Raw genomic sequence first — 17,984 nt, forward strand, 5'->3', positions numbered from 1 at the left:
CGTCACACCGTGCCGGGCTCCTTCGCGGGCCGGGTCGTCGCGGCGGAGGCCGCCGCCGCGTGCAGTGACCGCAGCGCCAGCAGCAGGACGCCGATGTCGTCCAGATACACCGGGTCCGGGATCAGATCCACCGGTGAGACGGTGTAGATCACGGCGACCCAGAAGAGCGCCTTGTCGCGCAACGGGACTCCCGCGTCGAGCAGCAGCCGCCGCACCCGGAAGACCCGTACGAGCAGCACGAGCGCGGCGATCGCCAGCCCGAGGGCGACGATCACGGCCAGCGTGAGCCAGACCTTTCCGTCCATCGCGTTCACCCCTCCCTTGATCCGCCTCCCTGTACCGCACCCGTATACCCGCACCCCGCGCCCGCGTACCGCTTCTGCGGCGCGCCGCGCCGGACGGCGCTCAGGCGGGCCGCTCGCGCAGCCGCCGGCTGACCTCGCCCAGGCCTTCGGCGAGGGCGTTGAGCTGCTCGGGGGTCAGCACGTCGATGAGGACCTCCCGGACCGTGGCCACATGCCCGGGCGCGGCCTCGTCCAGCCGGGCGTTGCCGGCGTCGGTGAGGACGGCGAAGACTCCGCGCACGTCCGAGGGGCAGCTGCGGCGGCGGACCAGCCCCGCCTTCTCCATCTGGGTGATCTGGTAGGTCAGTCCGCTCTTGGAGTTGATCAGGCCGTTCGCCAGTTCGGTCATCCGTAGCTCGCGCCCGGGGGCCGCGGCGAGCCTGACGAGGATCTCGTACTGCGGGTGCGAGAGTCCGGAATCGTCCTTGAGTTGCTGGTCGAGGCAGCGGTTCACCAGAGCCGACGCGGCCAGGAAGCCGTTCCATGCCCGCATCTCGCGCTCGTCCAGCCATCTCGTGTCAGCCATGCTTTCAGAGTACACAGGTTGTTCGAATTTGAATCACTGGGCTAGGGTCGGGGCTGGCGGTTCAAATCTGAACCACTTCCCTGCTCCTCGGGCCGCCCGACCGGAAGGATCCCCCCATGACCAGCCCCTCCGTCACCTCGACGAAGTCGCAGGCCGCCGCACCGGCCGTCCAGCTCGCCCCCTCCACCCCCGGCCACGACACCGGCCTGCTGCTCCTGCGCCTCGTCCTCGGCCTGACCATGGCAGGCCACGGCACCCAGAAGCTCTTCGGCTGGTTCGGAGGCGGCGGCATCAGCGGCACCGGCGGCTTCTTCACCGCCAGCGGGTACCCCGCGGGCGACGCCATGGCCGTACTCGCCGGCCTCACCGAGACCCTGGGCGGCCTCGGCCTCGCCCTCGGACTGCTCACCCCGCTGGCCGGCGCCGCCATCGTCGGCACCATGATCAACGCCATCGGCGTCCACGGACTCGGAGCCTTCTTCGCCCCGAAGGGCATCGAGTACGAACTGCTCCTGGCCGCCGGCGCCGCGGCCCTCACCCTCACCGGACCCGGCCGGTTCGCCGTCGACCGCTTCCTGCCGCTGCTGCGCGGCCACCGACTGGCCCACGGAGCCCTCGCGCTCGCCCTCGGCGTCGTGCTCGGTGCCGCCATGCTCCTCGTCCGGAGCTGAAGCCCTCCGTCGGGTGTCCCGGGGCCGCGCTGATTGGCCCCGGGCATTCGGGGGAAGAGCGCACGAATGACACAACCCATCGAAGACTACGCACTCATCGGCGACTTGATGACCAGTGGACTGGTCGGCCGCGACGGGTCAATCGACTGGCTGTGCCTGCCCCGCTTCGACTCCGCGGCCTGCTTCGCCGCCCTCCTCGGAGACGAGGAGAACGGCCACTGGCGCATCGCCCCCGCCGACGCCCCGGACGCCGAGCCGTGCACCCGCCGCGCCTACATCGACGGCTCGCTGGTCCTGGAGTCGTACTGGGAGACCGGCCACGGCACCGTCAAGGTCACCGACTTCATGCCGCAACGCGACACCGCACCCGATGTGGTCAGGATCGTCGAAGGCCTGACCGGCGAGGTGACCGTACGCAGCACCCTGCGCCTGCGGTTCGACTACGGCCACATCGTCCCCTGGGTCCGCCGCAGCGACGGCGAGCGGGTCGCCGTCGCCGGGCCCGACTCCACGTGGCTGCGCAGCGAACCGCCCGTGCCCACCTGGGGCGAGGACCACAGCACCCGCTCCGAATTCACCGTCGCCGCCGGGCAGCGCGTGGCCTTCGTCCTGACCTGGCACCCCTCGCACGAACCGCGCCCCCCTCGCATCGACCCGTACGCGGCACTGGAGCAGAGCCTCGCCGACTGGCGCGCATGGACCTCCCAGTGCCGCTACCAGGGCCCCTACCGGGAGGCGGTGATCCGCTCCCTGATCACCCTCAAGGCCCTCACGTACGCCCCGACGGGCGGCATCGTCGCCGCGGCCACCACCTCCCTGCCCGAGGAGATCGGCGGGGTCCGCAACTGGGACTACCGCTACTGCTGGCTGCGCGACTCCACCCTCACCCTCGGCTCGCTCCTGGCCACCGGCTTCCTCGAAGAGGCCCGGGCCTGGCGGACGTGGCTGCTGCGCGCCGTCGCCGGCGACCCCGCCGACCTGCAGATCATGTACGGGATCGCCGGCGAGCGGCGGATCCCCGAGACCGAGCTGCCATGGCTGCGCGGCTACGCCTCCTCCGCGCCGGTCAGGATCGGCAACGCGGCCGTCAACCAGCTCCAGCTCGATGTGTACGGGGAGGTCATCGACTCCCTCCACCTGGCCAGGTCCACCGGCCTGGCATCCGAGCGCCACGCCTGGAGGATCCAGCTCGCGCTCCTCGACTTCCTGGAGCGCAACTGGCGCCGCCCCGACGAGGGGCTCTGGGAAGTACGCGGCCCGCGCCGCCACTTCGTGCACTCGAAGGTGATGGCGTGGGTCGCCGCCGACCGCGCCGTGCGCACCCTGGAACACGATCCCGACCTGCCCGGCGACGTGGGGCGCTGGCGGGCCATGAGGGACGAGGTGCACCGCGAGGTGTGCGAGAAGGGTTACGACCACGAGCGCAACACCTTCACCCAGTACTACGGTTCGCGCGAGCTCGACGCCGCGACCCTGCTCATCCCGCGCGTCGGATTCCTCCCGCCCGACGACCCGCGCGTCCTCGGCACCGTCGACGCGGTGCGCACGGAGCTCGGCAGCAGCGGACTGGTCCGCCGCTACACCACCGAAGGCCCGTCCGTCGACGGACTCCCCGGCGACGAAGGCGCCTTCCTCGCCTGCTCGTTCTGGCTGGCCGACGCCCTGCACCTGACGGGCCGGACCAAGGAGGCACGGGACCTCTTCGAGCGGCTGCTCGAGGTACGCAACGACGTGGGGCTGCTCGCCGAAGAGTACGACCCCGTCGCGGGACGCCAACTGGGAAACTTCCCCCAGGCGTTCAGCCACATCGGGCTGGTGAACACCGCCCTCACCCTGGGTCTGGGCGCGGACGCGGACTGACCCTGCCGACAGGTCTCATGGGGGAGGAGCTCCTCCGACCGCGGTCCCCTGTGCCTGCGGGCCTTGCGCGCGCGGTCCGTTCGTACGGGACGCCAGCAACAGGGCGATGTCGTCCGGCCGGTCGGCGGCGCTGCCGGCCTCGCTGATCAGCCGGTCGGCCATCTCCGTCAGCGGCGTCGGGCGGGCCGCGGCCAGAGCCACCCGCAGCCGCTCGACCCCGCGGTCGATGTCCGTGCCCGCCTCCTCGACCAGCCCGTCCGTGTACAGCGCGAGCACCGAGCCCTTCTCCAGCCGCAGTTCCGTGACGGGGTACACGGCCTCCGGGTCGATGCCGAGCACCACCCCGCCCGGCAGGTCCAGCACCTCGGTCCGGCCGTCGGGATGGCGCAGCAGCGGCTGGGGGTGTCCGGCCCGGACCGCCCGCGCGTCGCCCGTCAGCGGGTCGAGCAACACGTAGCAGCAACTGGCGAACTGGCCCGGGTCCAGGTCGATGAGCAGCTGGTTGGTGCCGCTCATCACCTGCGCCGGGGTACTGCCGCTGAGCGCGAAGGCCCGTACCGCACTGCGCAGTTGCCCCATGGTCGCCGCGGCGGCGACCCCGTGGCCCTGGACGTCCCCGATGACAAGGGCGAGCAGCCCGCCGCTCGTCTCGACGACGTCGTACCAGTCGCCGCCGACGTCCATGCCGAGCGTGCCGGGCAGATAGCGGGCCACCGTGTCCACGTGCTCGCGTACCGGCAGGCGGTGCGGCAGCAGGCCCGCCTGGAGTCCGCGCGCCAGCTTCGCCTCACTGTCGTAGCGGCGGGCCCGCTCCAGGGCCTGCGCGATCAGCCCGGCCAGCGCGGTCAGCACCGTACGCTCCTCCGGGCTGAAGCCGCGGGGCGCGTCGAAGCCGAGGATGCACGAGCCGACCGGCCGCCCGGAGGCGATCAGCGGCAGGAAGGCGCGGGCCCCGACATGGGCGTCCAGCGGGATGCCGGGATAGGCCGCGGCCAGATGCTCCATCGACTCGAAGAACAGCGGCCTGCCCGAGGTCAGCGTCTCGACGCCCGGCAGACGGACGTCGAGCGAGACACCGTCGAACCGGTTGAGGAAGCCCCGCGGGAATCCGGTCTCCCAGGCGAGGTGCAGGTGCCGCTCGTCCAGCAGGTAGATCGCCAGCTGGCGGCCGCCGAACGCGGGCAGCAGCTCCTCGGTGACCACCGCCGACACCTGGCGGGCCGTGACCGCCTCGGTCAGCGCGATGGCGAGGGCCACCGGCCGGTACAGCGCGGTGGCCCGGTCGGCGGGTGAGCCGAGGCCCCCGCCCGGCTGGGCCACCGACGCGGGCGCGTAGGCGGGCCTCTCGGTGGCGCCGATCGTCAGGGTCACCCCGTCGGTCCCCGGGTGCAGCCCCACCGAGAGCCAGTCCCCGGACGGGTCCCGGCCGCGGCGGGCCGAGAAGTGAACCGGCTCGGTGGACATGAAGACGGCCCGGAAGTGGTCCTCGTAGGCGGGATGCCCGAGCCAGGGCAGCGCCTCCCAGACGATCCGGCCCAGTACCTGAGGCCCGCCGAGGCCGAGCAGGTTCTCGGCGGCGGCGTTCACGAAGCCGATCCTGCCCTGCCGGTCCACGGACAGCACCGCCTGCGCGAGCCGGTCCAGGGCCGCGCGGGCATCCGCGGCCGGGGCGGCCGGCGGCACCTCCACCGGGTCGCCGTCCCAGGCCACCGCATCGCCCGCCGCCGTAAGCGCGGCCAGCTCCTGCGCCAGCCGGTCGGCGGCCTCGCGCATCCGCTCGCGGTCGACGGCACCGACCGGGACCCCGGGGGTCGCCGGGCGCAGCACCATCAGCACGCCGAACCGTTCCGGCCCGGCGGTCACCGGCTCGTACAGCGATGCGAAGGGGAACGGCAGCCCGGCCATCAGCTGCGGGAAGCGGCTCATGGCCGCCTCCGCGTCGGGCAGGTGGACCGCCTGGAGGGAGCGGTACGCCTGGGCGACCGGGTAGGGGCGGTTCACGTGGATCCGCCACCAGGGGCGGAACAGCTGCCGTGGCAGTCCGGTGAGCGCCGCCAGCCGCAGCAGCCCCTCGGTGCCGGAGCGCAGGTAGACCCCGCCCGCGTACCCGTCGACGGCTGCCACCGCATCGACCGCCGCCCGCGCGAGCGCCCGGGCCGAGGCGTCCTGGGCGGGGCCGTCGCTGTCCGGTCTCGCCGTCACACCGTCAGGATGCGCCCTCGGCGGCGGGGCCTGCATCCCGGCGGCGGCGTGCGAGCCGCAGCCGGGCACGCCGCCCGGGCCGGGCACGCCGCCCGGGCCGGGTCTGCTCAGAGATCCGCCGCCGCCCGGATCAGCTCGACGATCCGGGCGCGCGCCGCCCGCCCCTCCGGTACGGGCAGCAGCGGGTACACGTGCGGCAGTCCCAGCGCCTCGTGGAACTCCACCTCCACCCCGTCCGCGCGGGCCCGCCGCACCAGCTCCCGGCTGTCCGTGCTCAGCACGTCCCGCGTCCCGGTGAACACCGTCAGCGGCGCCAGCCCCCCGAAGGACCCCCGCAGCGGGCTCACCCGCGGATCGTCGGCGGCCAGCGTGCCGGCGTACAGACGCCCGGCCTCCAGCAGTCCCGCGCGCGCCAGCACCGGATCGCCCGCCTCGATCGCCGCCTGGTCCGGATGGCTCATGGTCACGTCCAGCCAGGGCGAGATCAGCACGATCCGGGACGGCTGCGCCCCCGTGCGGTCGCGCAGCCGCTGGGCGGCGGCCAGCGCCAGCCCGGCGCCGGCGCAGTCCCCGACGAGCACCGTCCCGCCCGCGCCGCCGCTCGCGATCAGGCCGCTGAGCAGGTCGGCGGCGACCGGGACCGTCCGGTCGGCGGTTCCGCGCGGGGCGAGGATGTAGGCGGGCACGACAACCCGCGCCCGCGCCTGCGTGACCAGGGCCCGGACCAGTGCCCAGTGCGGCCGCACCAGTTCGTTGACGTAACCGCCGCCGTGCACGTACAGCACCTGGGCGGTGGGCTCGGTCCCGCGCGGGGACACGTCGTAGACCGGCCAGGCCCCGACGAAGGTCCGGGAGATCTCGGCCACCCGCCCCAGCGAGCGCGGCGGCAGATGCGACGCGGGCCGTCGTGCGGATTCGGCCACACGGGTCTGGACCGCCTCGGCACTCGTGAACCGTCTTCGCCGTCCCGCCGCGATCAGCGCCGCCGACAGCGCCCTGCTGCGCAGACTCGGCACGCCCCCCACCTCCCTGTTCCCCTGCCCCGTCACGTGAGGAGCATAGGCGTGAAGCTGCGCTGTCGACCCGCTTAAGAAAGTCTCGATGGACTGATCACCGAGCGGCTCGGCAGATTGGTGCCCGACATAGACGCCGCCCGCGCCCGCGCGCTCGCGGCGCCCCCTTCCGCATGCCTGGAGCCACCCCATGAAGGCACTCGTCAAGCACAAGGCCGAGCCCGGCCTGTGGCTCATGGACGTCCCCGAGCCCGACTACGGTCCCGGCGATGTGCTGATCAAGGTGCTGCGTACCGGCATCTGCGGAACGGACCTGCACATCCGTGCCTGGGACGGCTGGGCGCAGGGAGCGGTCAAGACCCCCCTCGTCCTCGGACACGAGTTCGTCGGTGAGGTCGCGGCGCTCGGCGCGGACGTGCGCGACATCGAGATCGGCGCCCTGGTCAGCGGCGAGGGCCACCTGGTGTGCGGGAAGTGCCGCAACTGCCTGGCCGGGCGCCGCCACCTGTGCCGCAGCACGATCGGGCTCGGTGTGGGGCGTGACGGCGCCTTCGCCGAGTACGTCGTCCTGCCCGCGCAGAACGTGTGGGTGCACCGGACCGCGGTGGACCTGGACGTGGCGGCGATCTTCGACCCGTTCGGCAACGCCGTGCACACGGCGCTGTCCTTCCCGCTGGTCGGGGAGGACGTGCTGATCACCGGCGCGGGCCCGATCGGGATCATGGCGGCGGCCGTGGCCCGGCACGCCGGAGCGCGGAACGTGGTCATCACCGACGTCAGCCCCGAGCGGCTGGACATCGCCCGCAAGGCGGGAGCCACGCTCGCGGTGAACGTCGCCGAGTCCTCCATCGCCGACGCGCAGCTCGCGCTCGGCCTGCGCGAGGGCTTCGACGTCGGTCTGGAGATGTCCGGCCGGGCCGAGGCCATGCGCGACATGATCGCCAACATGACGCACGGCGGCCGGATCGCCATGCTGGGCCTGCCCGCGCAGGAGTTCCCGGTGGACTGGGCGAAGGTCGTCACGTCGATGATCACCATCAAGGGCATCTACGGCCGCGAGATGTTCGAGACCTGGTACGCCATGACGGTGCTGCTGGAGGGCGGGCTCGACCTCAGTCCGGTCATCACCGGCCGTTATGCGCACACGGAGTTCGAGGCCGCCTTCGACGAGGCGTCGACCGCCCGCAGCGGCAAGATCATCCTGGACTGGACGGCGTAGGACCGCCGAGCGGCCCCGGGCCCGCGGGCGGCGGCGTACGACCGCCGAGCGGCCCGGGTCCCGACCGTCCGCCTCCGGCCGAGCCACAGCCCCGGGCCCGGGCGAGCCGGCCGAGCCACAGCCCCGGGTCCACCGACCATCTCCCTGGGCCGGGCCCCGCCCACCCTCCCCCTCCCCGGGGCCCGGCTCCCCTTTCGTCCGCCTCCGCCGCACAAGGAGAACGCACCATGTTCGAGTCCGTCCGCGACGACCTCCGCACCACCCTCGACGAGATCCGCGCCGCAGGCCTGCACAAGCCCGAGCGTGTCATCGGCACCCCGCAGAACGCCGCCGTCGCGGTCACCTCGGGCGGCGCCCCCGGCGAGGTACTCAACTTCTGCGCCAACAACTACCTGGGACTGGCCGACCACCCCGAGGTGGTCGCCGCCGCCAAGGACGCACTGGACCGCTGGGGCTACGGCATGGCCTCCGTCCGCTTCATCTGCGGTACCCAGGAGGTGCACAAGGAACTGGAGGCGCGGCTGTCCGCGTTCCTCGGGCAGGAGGACACCATCCTCTACTCCTCCTGCTTCGACGCCAACGGCGGTGTCTTCGAAACCCTCCTCGGCGCCGAGGACGCGGTGATCTCCGACGCCCTCAACCACGCCTCGATCATCGACGGGATCCGCCTCTCCAAGGCCCGCCGCTACCGCTACGCCAACCGCGACCTGGCCGAGCTCGAAACCCGGCTCAAGGAGGCGCAGGACGCCCGCCGCCGCCTGATCGTCACCGACGGCGTCTTCTCCATGGACGGCTACGTGGCGCCCCTCGCGGAGATCTGCGACCTGGCGGAGCGCTACGACGCCATGGTCATGGTCGACGACTCGCACGCCGTCGGCTTCGTGGGCCCCGGCGGGCGCGGCACGCCGGAACTGCACGGGGTCATGGACCGCGTCGACATCATCACCGGCACGCTCGGCAAGGCGCTCGGCGGCGCCTCCGGAGGCTACGTCGCGGCGCGCGCCGAGATCGTCGAGCTGCTGCGCCAGCGCTCGCGCCCGTACCTCTTCTCCAACTCCCTCGCCCCGGTCATCGCGGCGGCCTCCCTCAAGGTCCTGGACCTGCTGGAGTCGGCCGGGGACCTGCGCGACCACCTCGCCGCCAACACCTCGCTCTTCCGTACGAAGATGACCGAGGCCGGCTTCGAGATCCTGCCCGGCGACCACGCCATCGCCCCGGTGATGATCGGCGACGCGGCGGAGGCGGCCAGGATGGCGGAGCTGCTGCTGGAGCGCGGCGTGTACGTGATCGGCTTCTCCTACCCGGTGGTGCCGCTCGGCGCGGCGCGCATCCGCGTCCAGCTCTCCGCCGCCCATTCGACGGCCGACGTGGAGCGCGCGGTCGCCGCCTTCGTCGACGCCCGTGCGGCGCTCGGCGTCTGCGCAGGCTGAGACAATGGCAGGGTGATCGACCCCCGCCGGCTGCGCATCCTGCGTGCCGTGGCGGACCACCGTACGGTGACCGCCGCGGCCGCAGCCCTGTACCTGACCCCCTCCGCCGTCTCCCAGCAGCTCGCGGCGCTGGAACAGGAGACCGGCCACGCGCTGCTGTCCCGCAGCGGGCGGGGCGTACGGCTCACCGCGGCGGGCGAGATCCTGGTCGGGCACGCCCACGAGGTGCTCGCACAGCTGGAGCGCGCCGAGGCCGAACTCGCCGCGTACGCGGGCGGCACGGCGGGCGTGGTCACGGTCGCCGCCTTCGCGACGGGGATCGCGGAGGTGCTGGCTCCGGCCATCGCCCGGCTGAAGTCGCAGCACCCGGGGATCCGGCTGCGGGTACGGGACGCGGAGGGCGACCAGAGCGTGCCGCTGCTCCTCGACGGCGAAGCCGATGTCGCGCTGGCGGTCGAGTACCGCGGGGCGCCGGGTGCGGACGACGGCCGGCTCTCGGTCCTCGCGCTGTACGCCGAACCCTTCGACGCCGTCCTGCCCTCGGGCCATCCGCTGGCCGACCTGCCCGCGGTGTCGCTGGCGGATCTGTCCGACTCGGACTGGGTGGGCCAGTATCCCGGCAATCCGTGCCACGACGTGACGCTGCTGGCGTGCGAACTGGCGGGTTTCCAGCCCCGGTTCGCGCACTCCTCCGACGACTTCCGCGCCGTGACGGCGCTGGTGGGCGCGGGGGCCGGGGTGGCGCTGGTCCCGCGCTCGGCGCTGCGCGGCATGGACCTCAAGGAGGTGCAGGTCCGCCCGGTCGCCGGTCCGGCCGCCACCCGCCGGGTCTTCGCCGCCACCCGCCGCGGGGCCGAGTCCCACCCGCTGATCGCCCCGGTCCTGGCCGCCCTGGTCCGCGAGTCGGAGCGGCTGCCGGCCCACTGAGTGCCCGGGTGGCGCCCCGCCGGAAGCCCGCCGGCCGGCTCACACCCGTACGACCTCCACGCCCGCCGCCGTGAACTCCCGCGCGACCCCCGTCGGCAGGCCCGTGTCCGTGACCAGGACGTCCACCGACGACGTCGCGCAGATGCGGGCGAAGGCGCGCACGCCGAGCTTGCTGGAGTCGGCCGCGATGACCACCCGGCGGGCCCGCTCGCACAACAGACGGTTGACCGACGCCTCGTCCTCGTGGCGGGTCGCCGCGCCGTCCGCCGGGTCGAAGCCGTCCACGCCCACCACCGCGGTGTCCACGGTCAGCTGGCCGAGCACCTCCTCGGCGAAGGGGCCCGTCAGCTCGTACGACTGGGGGCGGGCGACACCCCCCGTCAGCACGATCTTGAACTGGGGCCGGATGACCAGCTCACCGGCGATGTTGAGGGCGTTGGTCACCACGGTCAGCGCCGGTGAGCCCGAGGCCAGGTCCGGACGGCCGGCCAGGGCCCGCGCCACCTCGGTGGTCGTGGTGCCGCCCGTCAGCCCGACCACCTCGCCCGGGGTGATCAGAGCCGCCACCGCCTCGCTGATGCGGCGCTTCTCGGCGGCGCGGCGCGAGGTGCGGTAGCGCAGGGGCAGTTCGTACGAGACCCCCTGCAGCACCGCCCCGCCGCGCGTGCGGACCAGCAGCTGCTGCTCGGCGAGCTGGTCGAGGTCACGGCGGACGGTCGCGGCGGACACACCGAGGGCCGCCGCCGCCGGCTCGACCTCCAGCTCCCCCCGCTCGACCAGCAGATCCAGCAGCGTCTGCCAGCGCTCCTTGCGGGTCATCGCCCGCCCCCTTCGGTGTTCGCCCTGTTCTCCATTGGCCTACCCGCCGACATTAACTCAGGGGATCAGTCCGTTGATGCTTGAAGTTGCGCGAAACAGCCGGATATCTTGCATTATCTTGCATGAACGCATCCGGTCCCATCCGCCGCCGTACCAGGGAGCCTGTATGAGTCACGTCGCGCACGAGCTGGGCACGCAGCCGGAATGCTGGGAGCGGGCCGCCGAGCTGGCCCCGGCGCAGCGGTCCGTGCTTCCGCGGCCGGGGGAGCGTACCGCCATCGTCGGGTGCGGGACCTCGTACTACATGGCCCAGGCGGCCGCCGTGCTGCGCGAGGAGGCCGGGCAGGGCGAGACCGACGCCTTCCCCGCCTCCGAGTTCCCGCGACACCGTCGCTACGACCGCGTCGTCGCCCTGACCCGATCCGGCACCACGACGGAAGTGCTCGACCTGCTGGCCGGGCTGCGGGACGCGGGCACGCCGACGACCGCGGTCATCGGCGACCCGGCGACCCCGGTGATCACCCTCGCCGACGAGGTCGTCGTACTCGCCTTCGCCGATGAACGCTCCGTCGTGCAGACCCGGTTCGCGACGACGGCCCTGACCCTGCTGCGCGCCCACGTCGGACGGCACACCCCGAAGGCGGTCGCCGACGCCCGGACGGCGCTCACCGAGCCGCTGCCCGCGGACCTGGAGAGCCGCGGGCAGTTCACCTTCCTCGGCCGCGGCTGGAGCGTCGGCCTCGCGCACGAGGCCGCGCTGAAGATGCGCGAGGCCTCGCTGTCCTGGGCCGAGGCCTACCCGGCGATGGAGTACCGGCACGGGCCCATCAGCGTCACCGGGCCCGGGACCGTCACCTGGTCGCTCGACGAGGCCCCCGACGGACTCGCCGAACAGGTACGGGGCATCGGCGCCCAGTGGGTGGCCGGGCGGCTCGACCCGCTCGCCGAGCTGGTCCGGGTGCACCGGCTGGCCGTCGCCGTCGCCGCCCACCACGAGCTGGATCCGGACGCGCCGCGGAATCTGACCCGCTCCGTGATCCTCGCCACGGGCGAGGAGGCCGTCCGATGAGCCTCGTCCCCGCCGGCTCGCTCGTCCGGGAGGCGGCCGTCGCGGGCCGCGCCGTCGCCGCCTTCAACATCATCACCCTGGAACACGCCGAGGCCGTCGTGGCCGGGGCCGAGGCGGCCGGGCGGCCAGTCATCCTGCAACTCAGCGAGAACGCCGTGAAGTTCCGCGCCGGACGGCTGCTTCCCATCTCCCGGGCGGCCGCGGCCTGCGCCGAGGCCGCCGCGGTCCCGGTCGGCCTGCACCTGGACCACGTCAAGAGCTCCGAGCTGCTCCGCCGGGCCTGCGACGCCGGATACGGCTCGGTGATGTACGACGCCGCGCACCTTCCGTACGCCGAGAACCTGGAGACGACACGCTCCGCCGCCGACTGGGCGCACGCCAACGGGCTGTGGATCGAGGCCGAGCTGGGCGAGGTGGGCGGCAAGAACGGCGCCGCGCCCCTGGACCCGCACGCGCCGGGAGCCCGTACGGACCCGGACGAGGCGCGGCGGTTCGTCGCCGACTCCGGGGTCGACGCGCTGGCCGTCGCCATCGGCAGCAGCCACGCGATGACCAGCCGGACGGCCTCCCTGGACCACGCGCTCCTGGCCCGGCTGACCAAGACGGTGGACGTACCACTCGTCCTGCACGGCTCCTCCGGCCTGCCGGACGCCGAGCTCGCGGCGGCCGTCGCGGGCGGCATCCGCAAGGTCAACATCGGCACCGCGCTCAACGTGGCCATGACCGAAGCCATCCGTACCCACCTGACCCGGGCGGACCCCAGGCCGTATCTCACGGCTGCCCGTACGGCGATGGCGGCGACGGCCGAAGCCATGATCAGGGCCCTGAACTGACGCGCCGAGCCGGCGGGCGGCCGCAAGGGCCCGTACGGCCCCAGGAAAACGCCCCAGGGAAACGCCCCAGGGAAACGACGGCCCGCGAGCCTTCCGGATTCTTGTAACAGGTTCTAGTCTGACCGCCGCCACCACAGCGACCGGACGGACCGCGAGAATCCCGGAGGGGCCGTGCACCTCGAATACACGCCCGAGCAGCAGCGGTTGCGCGCCGAGCTGCGCGCCTACTTCGCCGAGCTGGTGCCTGACGACGTCCACGCCCGCTACGAGGACCCCGCCGCCCAGAAACGGTTCTACCGCGAGACCATCCGCCGGCTCGGGGCCGACGGATGGCTCGGGGTCGGCTGGCCGACCGAGTACGGCGGCCGCGGCATGTCGCCGATGGACCAGTTCATCTTCTTCGACGAGGCCGCGCAGGCCGTCGTACCGCTGCCCCTGATGGCCCTCAACACCGTCGGGCCGACCCTCATGCGGTTCGGCACCGACGAGCAGAAGGCGTACTTCCTGCCCAGGATCCTCGCGGGCGAGATCGACTTCGCCATCGGCTACAGCGAACCCGACGCCGGCACCGACCTCGCCGCGCTCAAGTGCAAGGCCGTCCGCGAGGGCGACGAGGACAGCGGCACCTACATCGTCGACGGGCAGAAGATCTGGACCACCAACGGCGACACCGCCGACTGGGTCTGGCTCGCCGTCCGCACGGACCCGGACGCACCCGCGCACCAGGGCATCACCATGCTCCTCGTGCCGACCTCGGACCCCGGCTACTCCTGCACGCTCATCAACACCCTCGCCTCACACGACACGACCGCCAGCTACTACGAGAACATCCGCGTCCCGGCCAGCCGCCGCGTCGGCCGGGAGAACAAGGGATGGCGCCTGATCACCAACCAGCTCAACCACGAACGCGTCACCCTCGCCGCCCACGGCACCATGGCCATCCGGGCCCTGCACGACGTCCAACGCTGGGCCGCGGAGACGAAGCTCGCGGACGGCCGCCGGGTCATCGACCTCTCCTGGGTCCGCGGCCGCCTCGCCCGCACCCACGCCCGGCTCGACGCGATGAAGCTGCTCAACTGGCAGATGGTGCACGCCGTCCAGGACGGCTCCCTCACCCCGCACGACGCCTCCGCGGTCAAGGTCTACGGCTCCGAGGCCCGCAGGGACGCCTACGCCTGGCTCATGGAGATCGTCGGCGCCGCGGGCTTCCTCAAGGACGGCTCCGCCGCAGCGGTCCTGCACGGCGAGCTCGAACGCGGCTACCGCAGCGCCGTCATCTTCACCTTCGGCGGCGGCAACAACGAGATCCAGCGCGAGATCATCTCCTGGATCGGCCTCGGCATGCCCCGCGTCCGCCGTTAGCCCGCCTGCTGGGCCCCCGCCAGTCAGGGCCCTGTAGGTCGGCGGCTGTACGCGGCCCAGGCGCGGGCGAGGCGGCTGGTCAGCTCGGCCAGGGTGGCCTCGGGATACAGGAACGGGATCCTGATGTGATCCGTGTGGCCCGGCTCGCCGGGGACCACCTCTACGCCCTCCCTCAGCGCCAGCTGCGCGAACTCCCGGCCGTCAGCCTCCGGTAGCCACACCCACAGAGCCGAGCCGCCGTCCGGGGTCCGCCAGCGCCACTCCGGTAGCCGGGCGCGCAGCAGGCCCTCCAACTGGGCGAGCTGCGCCTGAGCCCGGGCCGGTCCAGCGGGGGGCCTGCGGAGCAGCCGGACGGCCAGCGCCTGATCGATCACCGGGCTGCCCAGGTCGGCGAGGGTCTTGAGCTGGGCGAGGCGGTCGATGACCGGCGCCGCGGCGCGGACCCAGCCGACCCGCAACCCCGCCCAGACTCTCTTGGTCAGCGAGTCGACGGTGAGGACCGTCGCGCCGGGCGGGGCGTACGCCGCCAGCGGAGCCGGGACAGTTCCGCCGAGGGTCGTGCAGTAGGCGTTGTCCTCCAGGACGGGCACGCCGTGCTGGGCGGCCAGTTCCCCGATCCGCCGTCGCCGGGACTCCGTCATCAGCGTGCCGGTCGGGTTGTGGAAGCTGGGCATCAGGTACGCCAGGCTCGGGTGCGCGGCGAAGGCCTCCGCGACGGCGTCCACCCGCGCGCCTTCCTCGTCCAGGGGCGCCGGGACCAGCCGGGCGCCCGCCGCACGGAAGGCGTCCAGGCAGCCGGGCCAGCCCGGGGACTCCACGACCACGGTGGACCGGCGGCGCAGGAACAGACCGGTCACCAGGCTGATCGCCTGAGTGGCCCCGGTGGTCACCAGGATCTGCCCCGGATCGGTGGGCAGACCCTCGGCGGTGTACCGGCCCGCGATCGCCTCGCGGAGGGACGGCAGGCCACGGGGGTGGTAACCGCCGGCTGCCACCAGCCCGGGCAGGTCCTCCGCCGCGACGGCCGCCAGCTCGGCCGCCAGGTCGCCCGGCACGGCCCCGCCCGCCCCGGCCAGGGAGATGAGCCCGGCCGGCCCGGCGGCGAGCCTGCGCACCACGGCGGTCGTGCCGGCCGGGGACCCGGCCCAGGCGGGCGGGCGGGGCGCCACCCGGCTGCCGCTGCCCCGGCGGCTGTCCAGCACGCCGCGTTCGCGGAGCAGACCGTAGGCGGCGGCGATGGTCGCGCGGCTGACCCGCAGCCCCCGGGCCAGGTCCCGTTCGGCCGGCAGCCGCTCCCCGGACGCCACATCCCCGGCGTCCACGGCGGCCAGCAGCGCCCCGGCCAGCCCGCGGTACAGCGGGCCCGGGCCGCGGGCCCAGTCGCCGAGGATCTCGGCCAGCTCGGGCGCCGTCCAAACCCGGTCCACTTCACTCCTCATTGGCTCGGGCGGAGGGAGGTCCGCCGGGCAAGACTCAGTCTCATGATCACATCTGATACGGCCCGGCTGCGGGCAGTCACCGACTTGATGGCGGCGGTCACCCGCACCGACGCGGGGCGGCACGAGTACGACGGAGTGGTGCAGGACCTGTCCGCGGACGGGGTGCGCCGCGGCCTGGCCGCGCTGGGCGGGCCCGGCGGGCCGGCGGCCGACGGCCACGACCAGCGGCAGCTCGCCGCGGCGGAAGAGGCGCTGCGGGTGCGTTTCGGGGAGCTGGAACTGCACCGGTACGACCCGGCCGTCCACCTGGACAACCTGGACGTGGCTTGTTATGAGCGCGAGTACGCCCCGGCCGCCGAACGCGCCGTGGCCCGCCGGGCGCACCTGACGGCCTGGCCGGACGCGGTGGACGCCGCGATCGACGTCCTCGATCGGGTGCCCGCGCCGCTCGCCGAGGCCGGGCTGGGCGCGGCGCGCCGGCTCGCCGGCCACCTGACCACCCTGCCCGCCCTGGACGCCGACGAGGTCGCCGACCGCCGGGCCGCCGGGGCCGCCCACACCGCGCTGAACCGGCTCGTCACCCACCTCGGGCGCCTGGCCCGGACCGGCGACCCGAACCCGGCGCTGGGCGGCGCGGCCCTGGCCCGGCTCGCCTCCGCCGGCGAGGCCTGCGAGGTGGATCTGACCGCGCTCGCCGCCCGGGTGGAGGCCGAACGGGACACCTGGCGGGCCCGGCTCACCGAGGCCTGCGCACGGATCGACCCCAGCGCGCCGACGGCGGAGGTGATCCGGCGGATCCAGGCGGACCACCCCGGCCCGGAAGGGGTGCTGGAGCTGGCCGCCGATCTGGTCAAGGAGACGACGGCGTGGACGGCCGAGCGCGGACTCGTGCCCCACCTCGACGGCGAGTGCCTGGTCGGGCAGACCACACCCACCCAGGGGTACCAAGTGGCCACCATGACCGGCGCCGCGCCGTACGAGCCGGACGGGCCGAGCTGGTTCCGGATCACGCTGCCCGGCCCGGACTGGGCGGACGAGCGCCGCGCGCAGTGGCTGGCGCTGTACAACCGGACGGGTCTGGCGAACATCGCCCTGCACGAGGCGGCGCCCGGTCACTTCTCCCACGGTCGCGCGCTGCGCCGGGCGACGGGAGACATCCGCCGCACCTTGCAGTCGCCGGCCTTCGTCGAGGGCTGGGCGCACTACTGCGAGCAGCTGGCCGTCGAGGAGGGCTTCCGGGACGGCGATCCGGCCTTCGTCGTCAGCGTGGCCCGTGACGCCCTGCTGCGGATCACCCGGCTGGCAGGTGTGATCGGAGTGCAGACCGGCGCGATGACGCTGTCGGACGTCCGACACCGGTTCGCAGCCGACGTCCACCTGGACGGCCCGGCCGCGGAGATGGCCGCGTACCGGCTGCTGCGCGACCCGATGACCATGTCGTACACCTGGGGGAAGCTGGCAATCCTCGATCTGCGGGACCGGGCACGACGGCGGTGGGGCCCCGAGTTCGACCTGGGCCGCTTCCACGCCTCGATGCTCGCCCTCGGGGCGCCGCCACTCGGCCTGCTCGGCTCCGCGCTGGACCGTGGCTGAGATGTGGGTCTTCCTGCTGGCATCGGCGGCGCTGATCGTGGTGCCCGGGCCGAACATGGCATACATCCTGACCCGTGCCGCCGCGCACGGCCGCAAGGCCGGGCTGGTCTCGGCGCTCGGAGTCGAGGCCGGGACGCTCGTGCACGTCGGCCTGGCCGTGGGCGGGGTGGCCACGGTGCTGGCCGCGTCACCGACGGCCTTCGCCGTGCTCCGCTGGACCGGCGTGGCCTATCTCGCCTACCTCGGCGTCCGGGCCCTGCTCAGCCCGGCCCCGGCCACGGACGGCGCGGCACCGCCCGCCTCGATGTGGCGGATGTTCCGCGACGGACTGCTGGTCAATGTGCTCAATCCCAAGGTGGCGCTGTTCTTCCTCGCCTTCCTGCCGCAGTTCGCCGACACCACGGGGCGACTGCTGTTCCTGGGCGCGGCGTTCTTCGTCCTGGCCCTGGCCGCCGACGTCTGCTACGCCCTGGCCGGCGCGGCGCTGGCTGGCTGGCCCGGACACCGGTCCCGCTGGTCCGGGCTGGTGTACCTGGGACTGGCCGGGTACACGGCCCTGTTGTCGTGAACGCCCGGTTCGTCGGTGGGAGCGGTCGATGCTGACGAGACTGCCCTGACCTCTTGCTGTGCCTATCGAGTTTCGATAGATTTTCATCGTTGGTCGATCGAAGGAGTGA

16 protein-coding genes are annotated in these 17,984 nt (G+C 73.5%); 10 read left to right on the top strand and 6 right to left on the bottom strand.

The annotated features are described in order from the left end of the window. Positions 1 to 2: 2 nt before the first annotated feature. Entirely contained in the window at positions 3 to 305 is a 303-nt protein-coding gene (locus ABZX75_RS19560; protein WP_355412062.1) for a YkvA family protein, read from the bottom strand. 100 nt (positions 306 to 405) lie between these two features. Further along, positions 406 to 870, bottom strand: coding sequence for a MarR family transcriptional regulator (locus ABZX75_RS19565; RefSeq protein ID WP_355412064.1), 465 nt, complete (start codon positions 868 to 870; stop codon positions 406 to 408). Between the two features lie 116 nt (positions 871 to 986). On the opposite strand from ABZX75_RS19565, the gene ABZX75_RS19570 reads away from it, so the two are divergent. Beyond that, positions 987 to 1,541 (top strand): DoxX family membrane protein, encoded by a 555-nt coding sequence (locus tag ABZX75_RS19570; RefSeq protein WP_355412066.1) that lies wholly within the window; start codon positions 987 to 989, stop codon positions 1,539 to 1,541. 66 nt (positions 1,542 to 1,607) lie between these two features. Continuing rightward, positions 1,608 to 3,401, top strand: a complete 1,794-nt coding sequence (locus ABZX75_RS19575; RefSeq protein WP_355412068.1) for a glycoside hydrolase family 15 protein — start codon at positions 1,608 to 1,610, stop codon at positions 3,399 to 3,401. 15 nt (positions 3,402 to 3,416) lie between these two features. Here ABZX75_RS19575 and ABZX75_RS19580 read toward each other — a convergent pair whose 3' ends face one another. Both ABZX75_RS19580 and ABZX75_RS19585 read right to left on the bottom strand, forming a co-directional pair. Further along, positions 3,417 to 5,639, bottom strand: coding sequence for a SpoIIE family protein phosphatase (locus ABZX75_RS19580; RefSeq protein ID WP_355412151.1), 2,223 nt, complete (start codon positions 5,637 to 5,639; stop codon positions 3,417 to 3,419). Between the two features lie 71 nt (positions 5,640 to 5,710). After that, on the bottom strand, positions 5,711 to 6,619 hold the full coding sequence (locus ABZX75_RS19585; RefSeq protein WP_355412070.1) for an alpha/beta hydrolase fold domain-containing protein: 909 nt from the start codon (positions 6,617 to 6,619) through the stop codon (positions 5,711 to 5,713). Between the two features lie 187 nt (positions 6,620 to 6,806). On the opposite strand from ABZX75_RS19585, the gene tdh reads away from it, so the two are divergent. From tdh to ABZX75_RS19600, 3 genes are all read left to right on the top strand, one after another. After that, positions 6,807 to 7,835 carry an L-threonine 3-dehydrogenase gene (gene tdh / locus ABZX75_RS19590; RefSeq protein ID WP_355412072.1) on the top strand — a complete coding sequence of 343 codons (1,029 nt, stop codon included), beginning with the start codon at positions 6,807 to 6,809 and terminating at the stop codon, positions 7,833 to 7,835. A 227-nt stretch (positions 7,836 to 8,062) separates the two neighbouring features. After that, on the top strand, positions 8,063 to 9,265 hold the full coding sequence (locus ABZX75_RS19595) for a glycine C-acetyltransferase (RefSeq protein WP_355412074.1): 1,203 nt from the start codon (positions 8,063 to 8,065) through the stop codon (positions 9,263 to 9,265). Between the two features lie 12 nt (positions 9,266 to 9,277). Then, positions 9,278 to 10,192, top strand: a complete 915-nt coding sequence (locus ABZX75_RS19600) for a LysR substrate-binding domain-containing protein (protein WP_355412076.1) — start codon at positions 9,278 to 9,280, stop codon at positions 10,190 to 10,192. A gap of 39 nt (positions 10,193 to 10,231) precedes the next feature. On the opposite strand, the gene ABZX75_RS19605 is transcribed toward ABZX75_RS19600, so the two are convergent. Continuing rightward, a complete protein-coding gene (locus tag ABZX75_RS19605) occupies positions 10,232 to 11,011 on the bottom strand; it encodes a DeoR/GlpR family DNA-binding transcription regulator (RefSeq protein ID WP_355412078.1) in 780 nt (259 codons plus the stop codon). Between the two features lie 166 nt (positions 11,012 to 11,177). On the opposite strand from ABZX75_RS19605, the gene ABZX75_RS19610 reads away from it, so the two are divergent. The 3 genes from ABZX75_RS19610 to ABZX75_RS19620 all read left to right on the top strand — a co-directional run bounded on the left by ABZX75_RS19610 (position 11,178) and on the right by ABZX75_RS19620 (position 14,275). Then, positions 11,178 to 12,080 carry an SIS domain-containing protein gene (locus ABZX75_RS19610; RefSeq protein WP_355412080.1) on the top strand — a complete coding sequence of 301 codons (903 nt, stop codon included), beginning with the start codon at positions 11,178 to 11,180 and terminating at the stop codon, positions 12,078 to 12,080. After that, the gene (locus ABZX75_RS19615) at positions 12,077 to 12,913 is read left to right on the top strand and encodes a class II fructose-bisphosphate aldolase (RefSeq protein ID WP_355412082.1); all 837 of its coding nucleotides are present in this window, start codon (positions 12,077 to 12,079) and stop codon (positions 12,911 to 12,913) included. Before ABZX75_RS19610 ends, ABZX75_RS19615 begins: the two co-directional genes overlap by 4 nt. Positions 12,914 to 13,084: 171 nt before the next feature. Continuing rightward, positions 13,085 to 14,275 carry an acyl-CoA dehydrogenase family protein gene (locus ABZX75_RS19620; protein ID WP_355412084.1) on the top strand — a complete coding sequence of 397 codons (1,191 nt, stop codon included), beginning with the start codon at positions 13,085 to 13,087 and terminating at the stop codon, positions 14,273 to 14,275. Between the two features lie 23 nt (positions 14,276 to 14,298). On the opposite strand, the gene ABZX75_RS19625 is transcribed toward ABZX75_RS19620, so the two are convergent. Then, positions 14,299 to 15,702 carry a PLP-dependent aminotransferase family protein gene (locus ABZX75_RS19625; RefSeq protein WP_355412086.1) on the bottom strand — a complete coding sequence of 468 codons (1,404 nt, stop codon included), beginning with the start codon at positions 15,700 to 15,702 and terminating at the stop codon, positions 14,299 to 14,301. A 54-nt stretch (positions 15,703 to 15,756) separates the two neighbouring features. On the opposite strand from ABZX75_RS19625, the gene ABZX75_RS19630 reads away from it, so the two are divergent. Both ABZX75_RS19630 and ABZX75_RS19635 read left to right on the top strand, forming a co-directional pair. Next, positions 15,757 to 17,307, top strand: coding sequence for a DUF885 family protein (locus tag ABZX75_RS19630; RefSeq protein ID WP_355412088.1), 1,551 nt, complete (start codon positions 15,757 to 15,759; stop codon positions 17,305 to 17,307). Position 17,308: 1 nt separating this feature from the next. Further along, positions 17,309 to 17,875 carry a LysE family translocator gene (locus ABZX75_RS19635; RefSeq protein ID WP_355412153.1) on the top strand — a complete coding sequence of 189 codons (567 nt, stop codon included), beginning with the start codon at positions 17,309 to 17,311 and terminating at the stop codon, positions 17,873 to 17,875. The last annotated feature ends 109 nt before the right edge of the window (positions 17,876 to 17,984 follow it).

Origin of the sequence: Streptomyces sp. NPDC003038 (assembly GCF_040611115.1) — a bacterium.
In the GTDB taxonomy this organism is placed as follows: Bacteria; Actinomycetota; Actinomycetes; order Streptomycetales; family Streptomycetaceae; genus Streptomyces.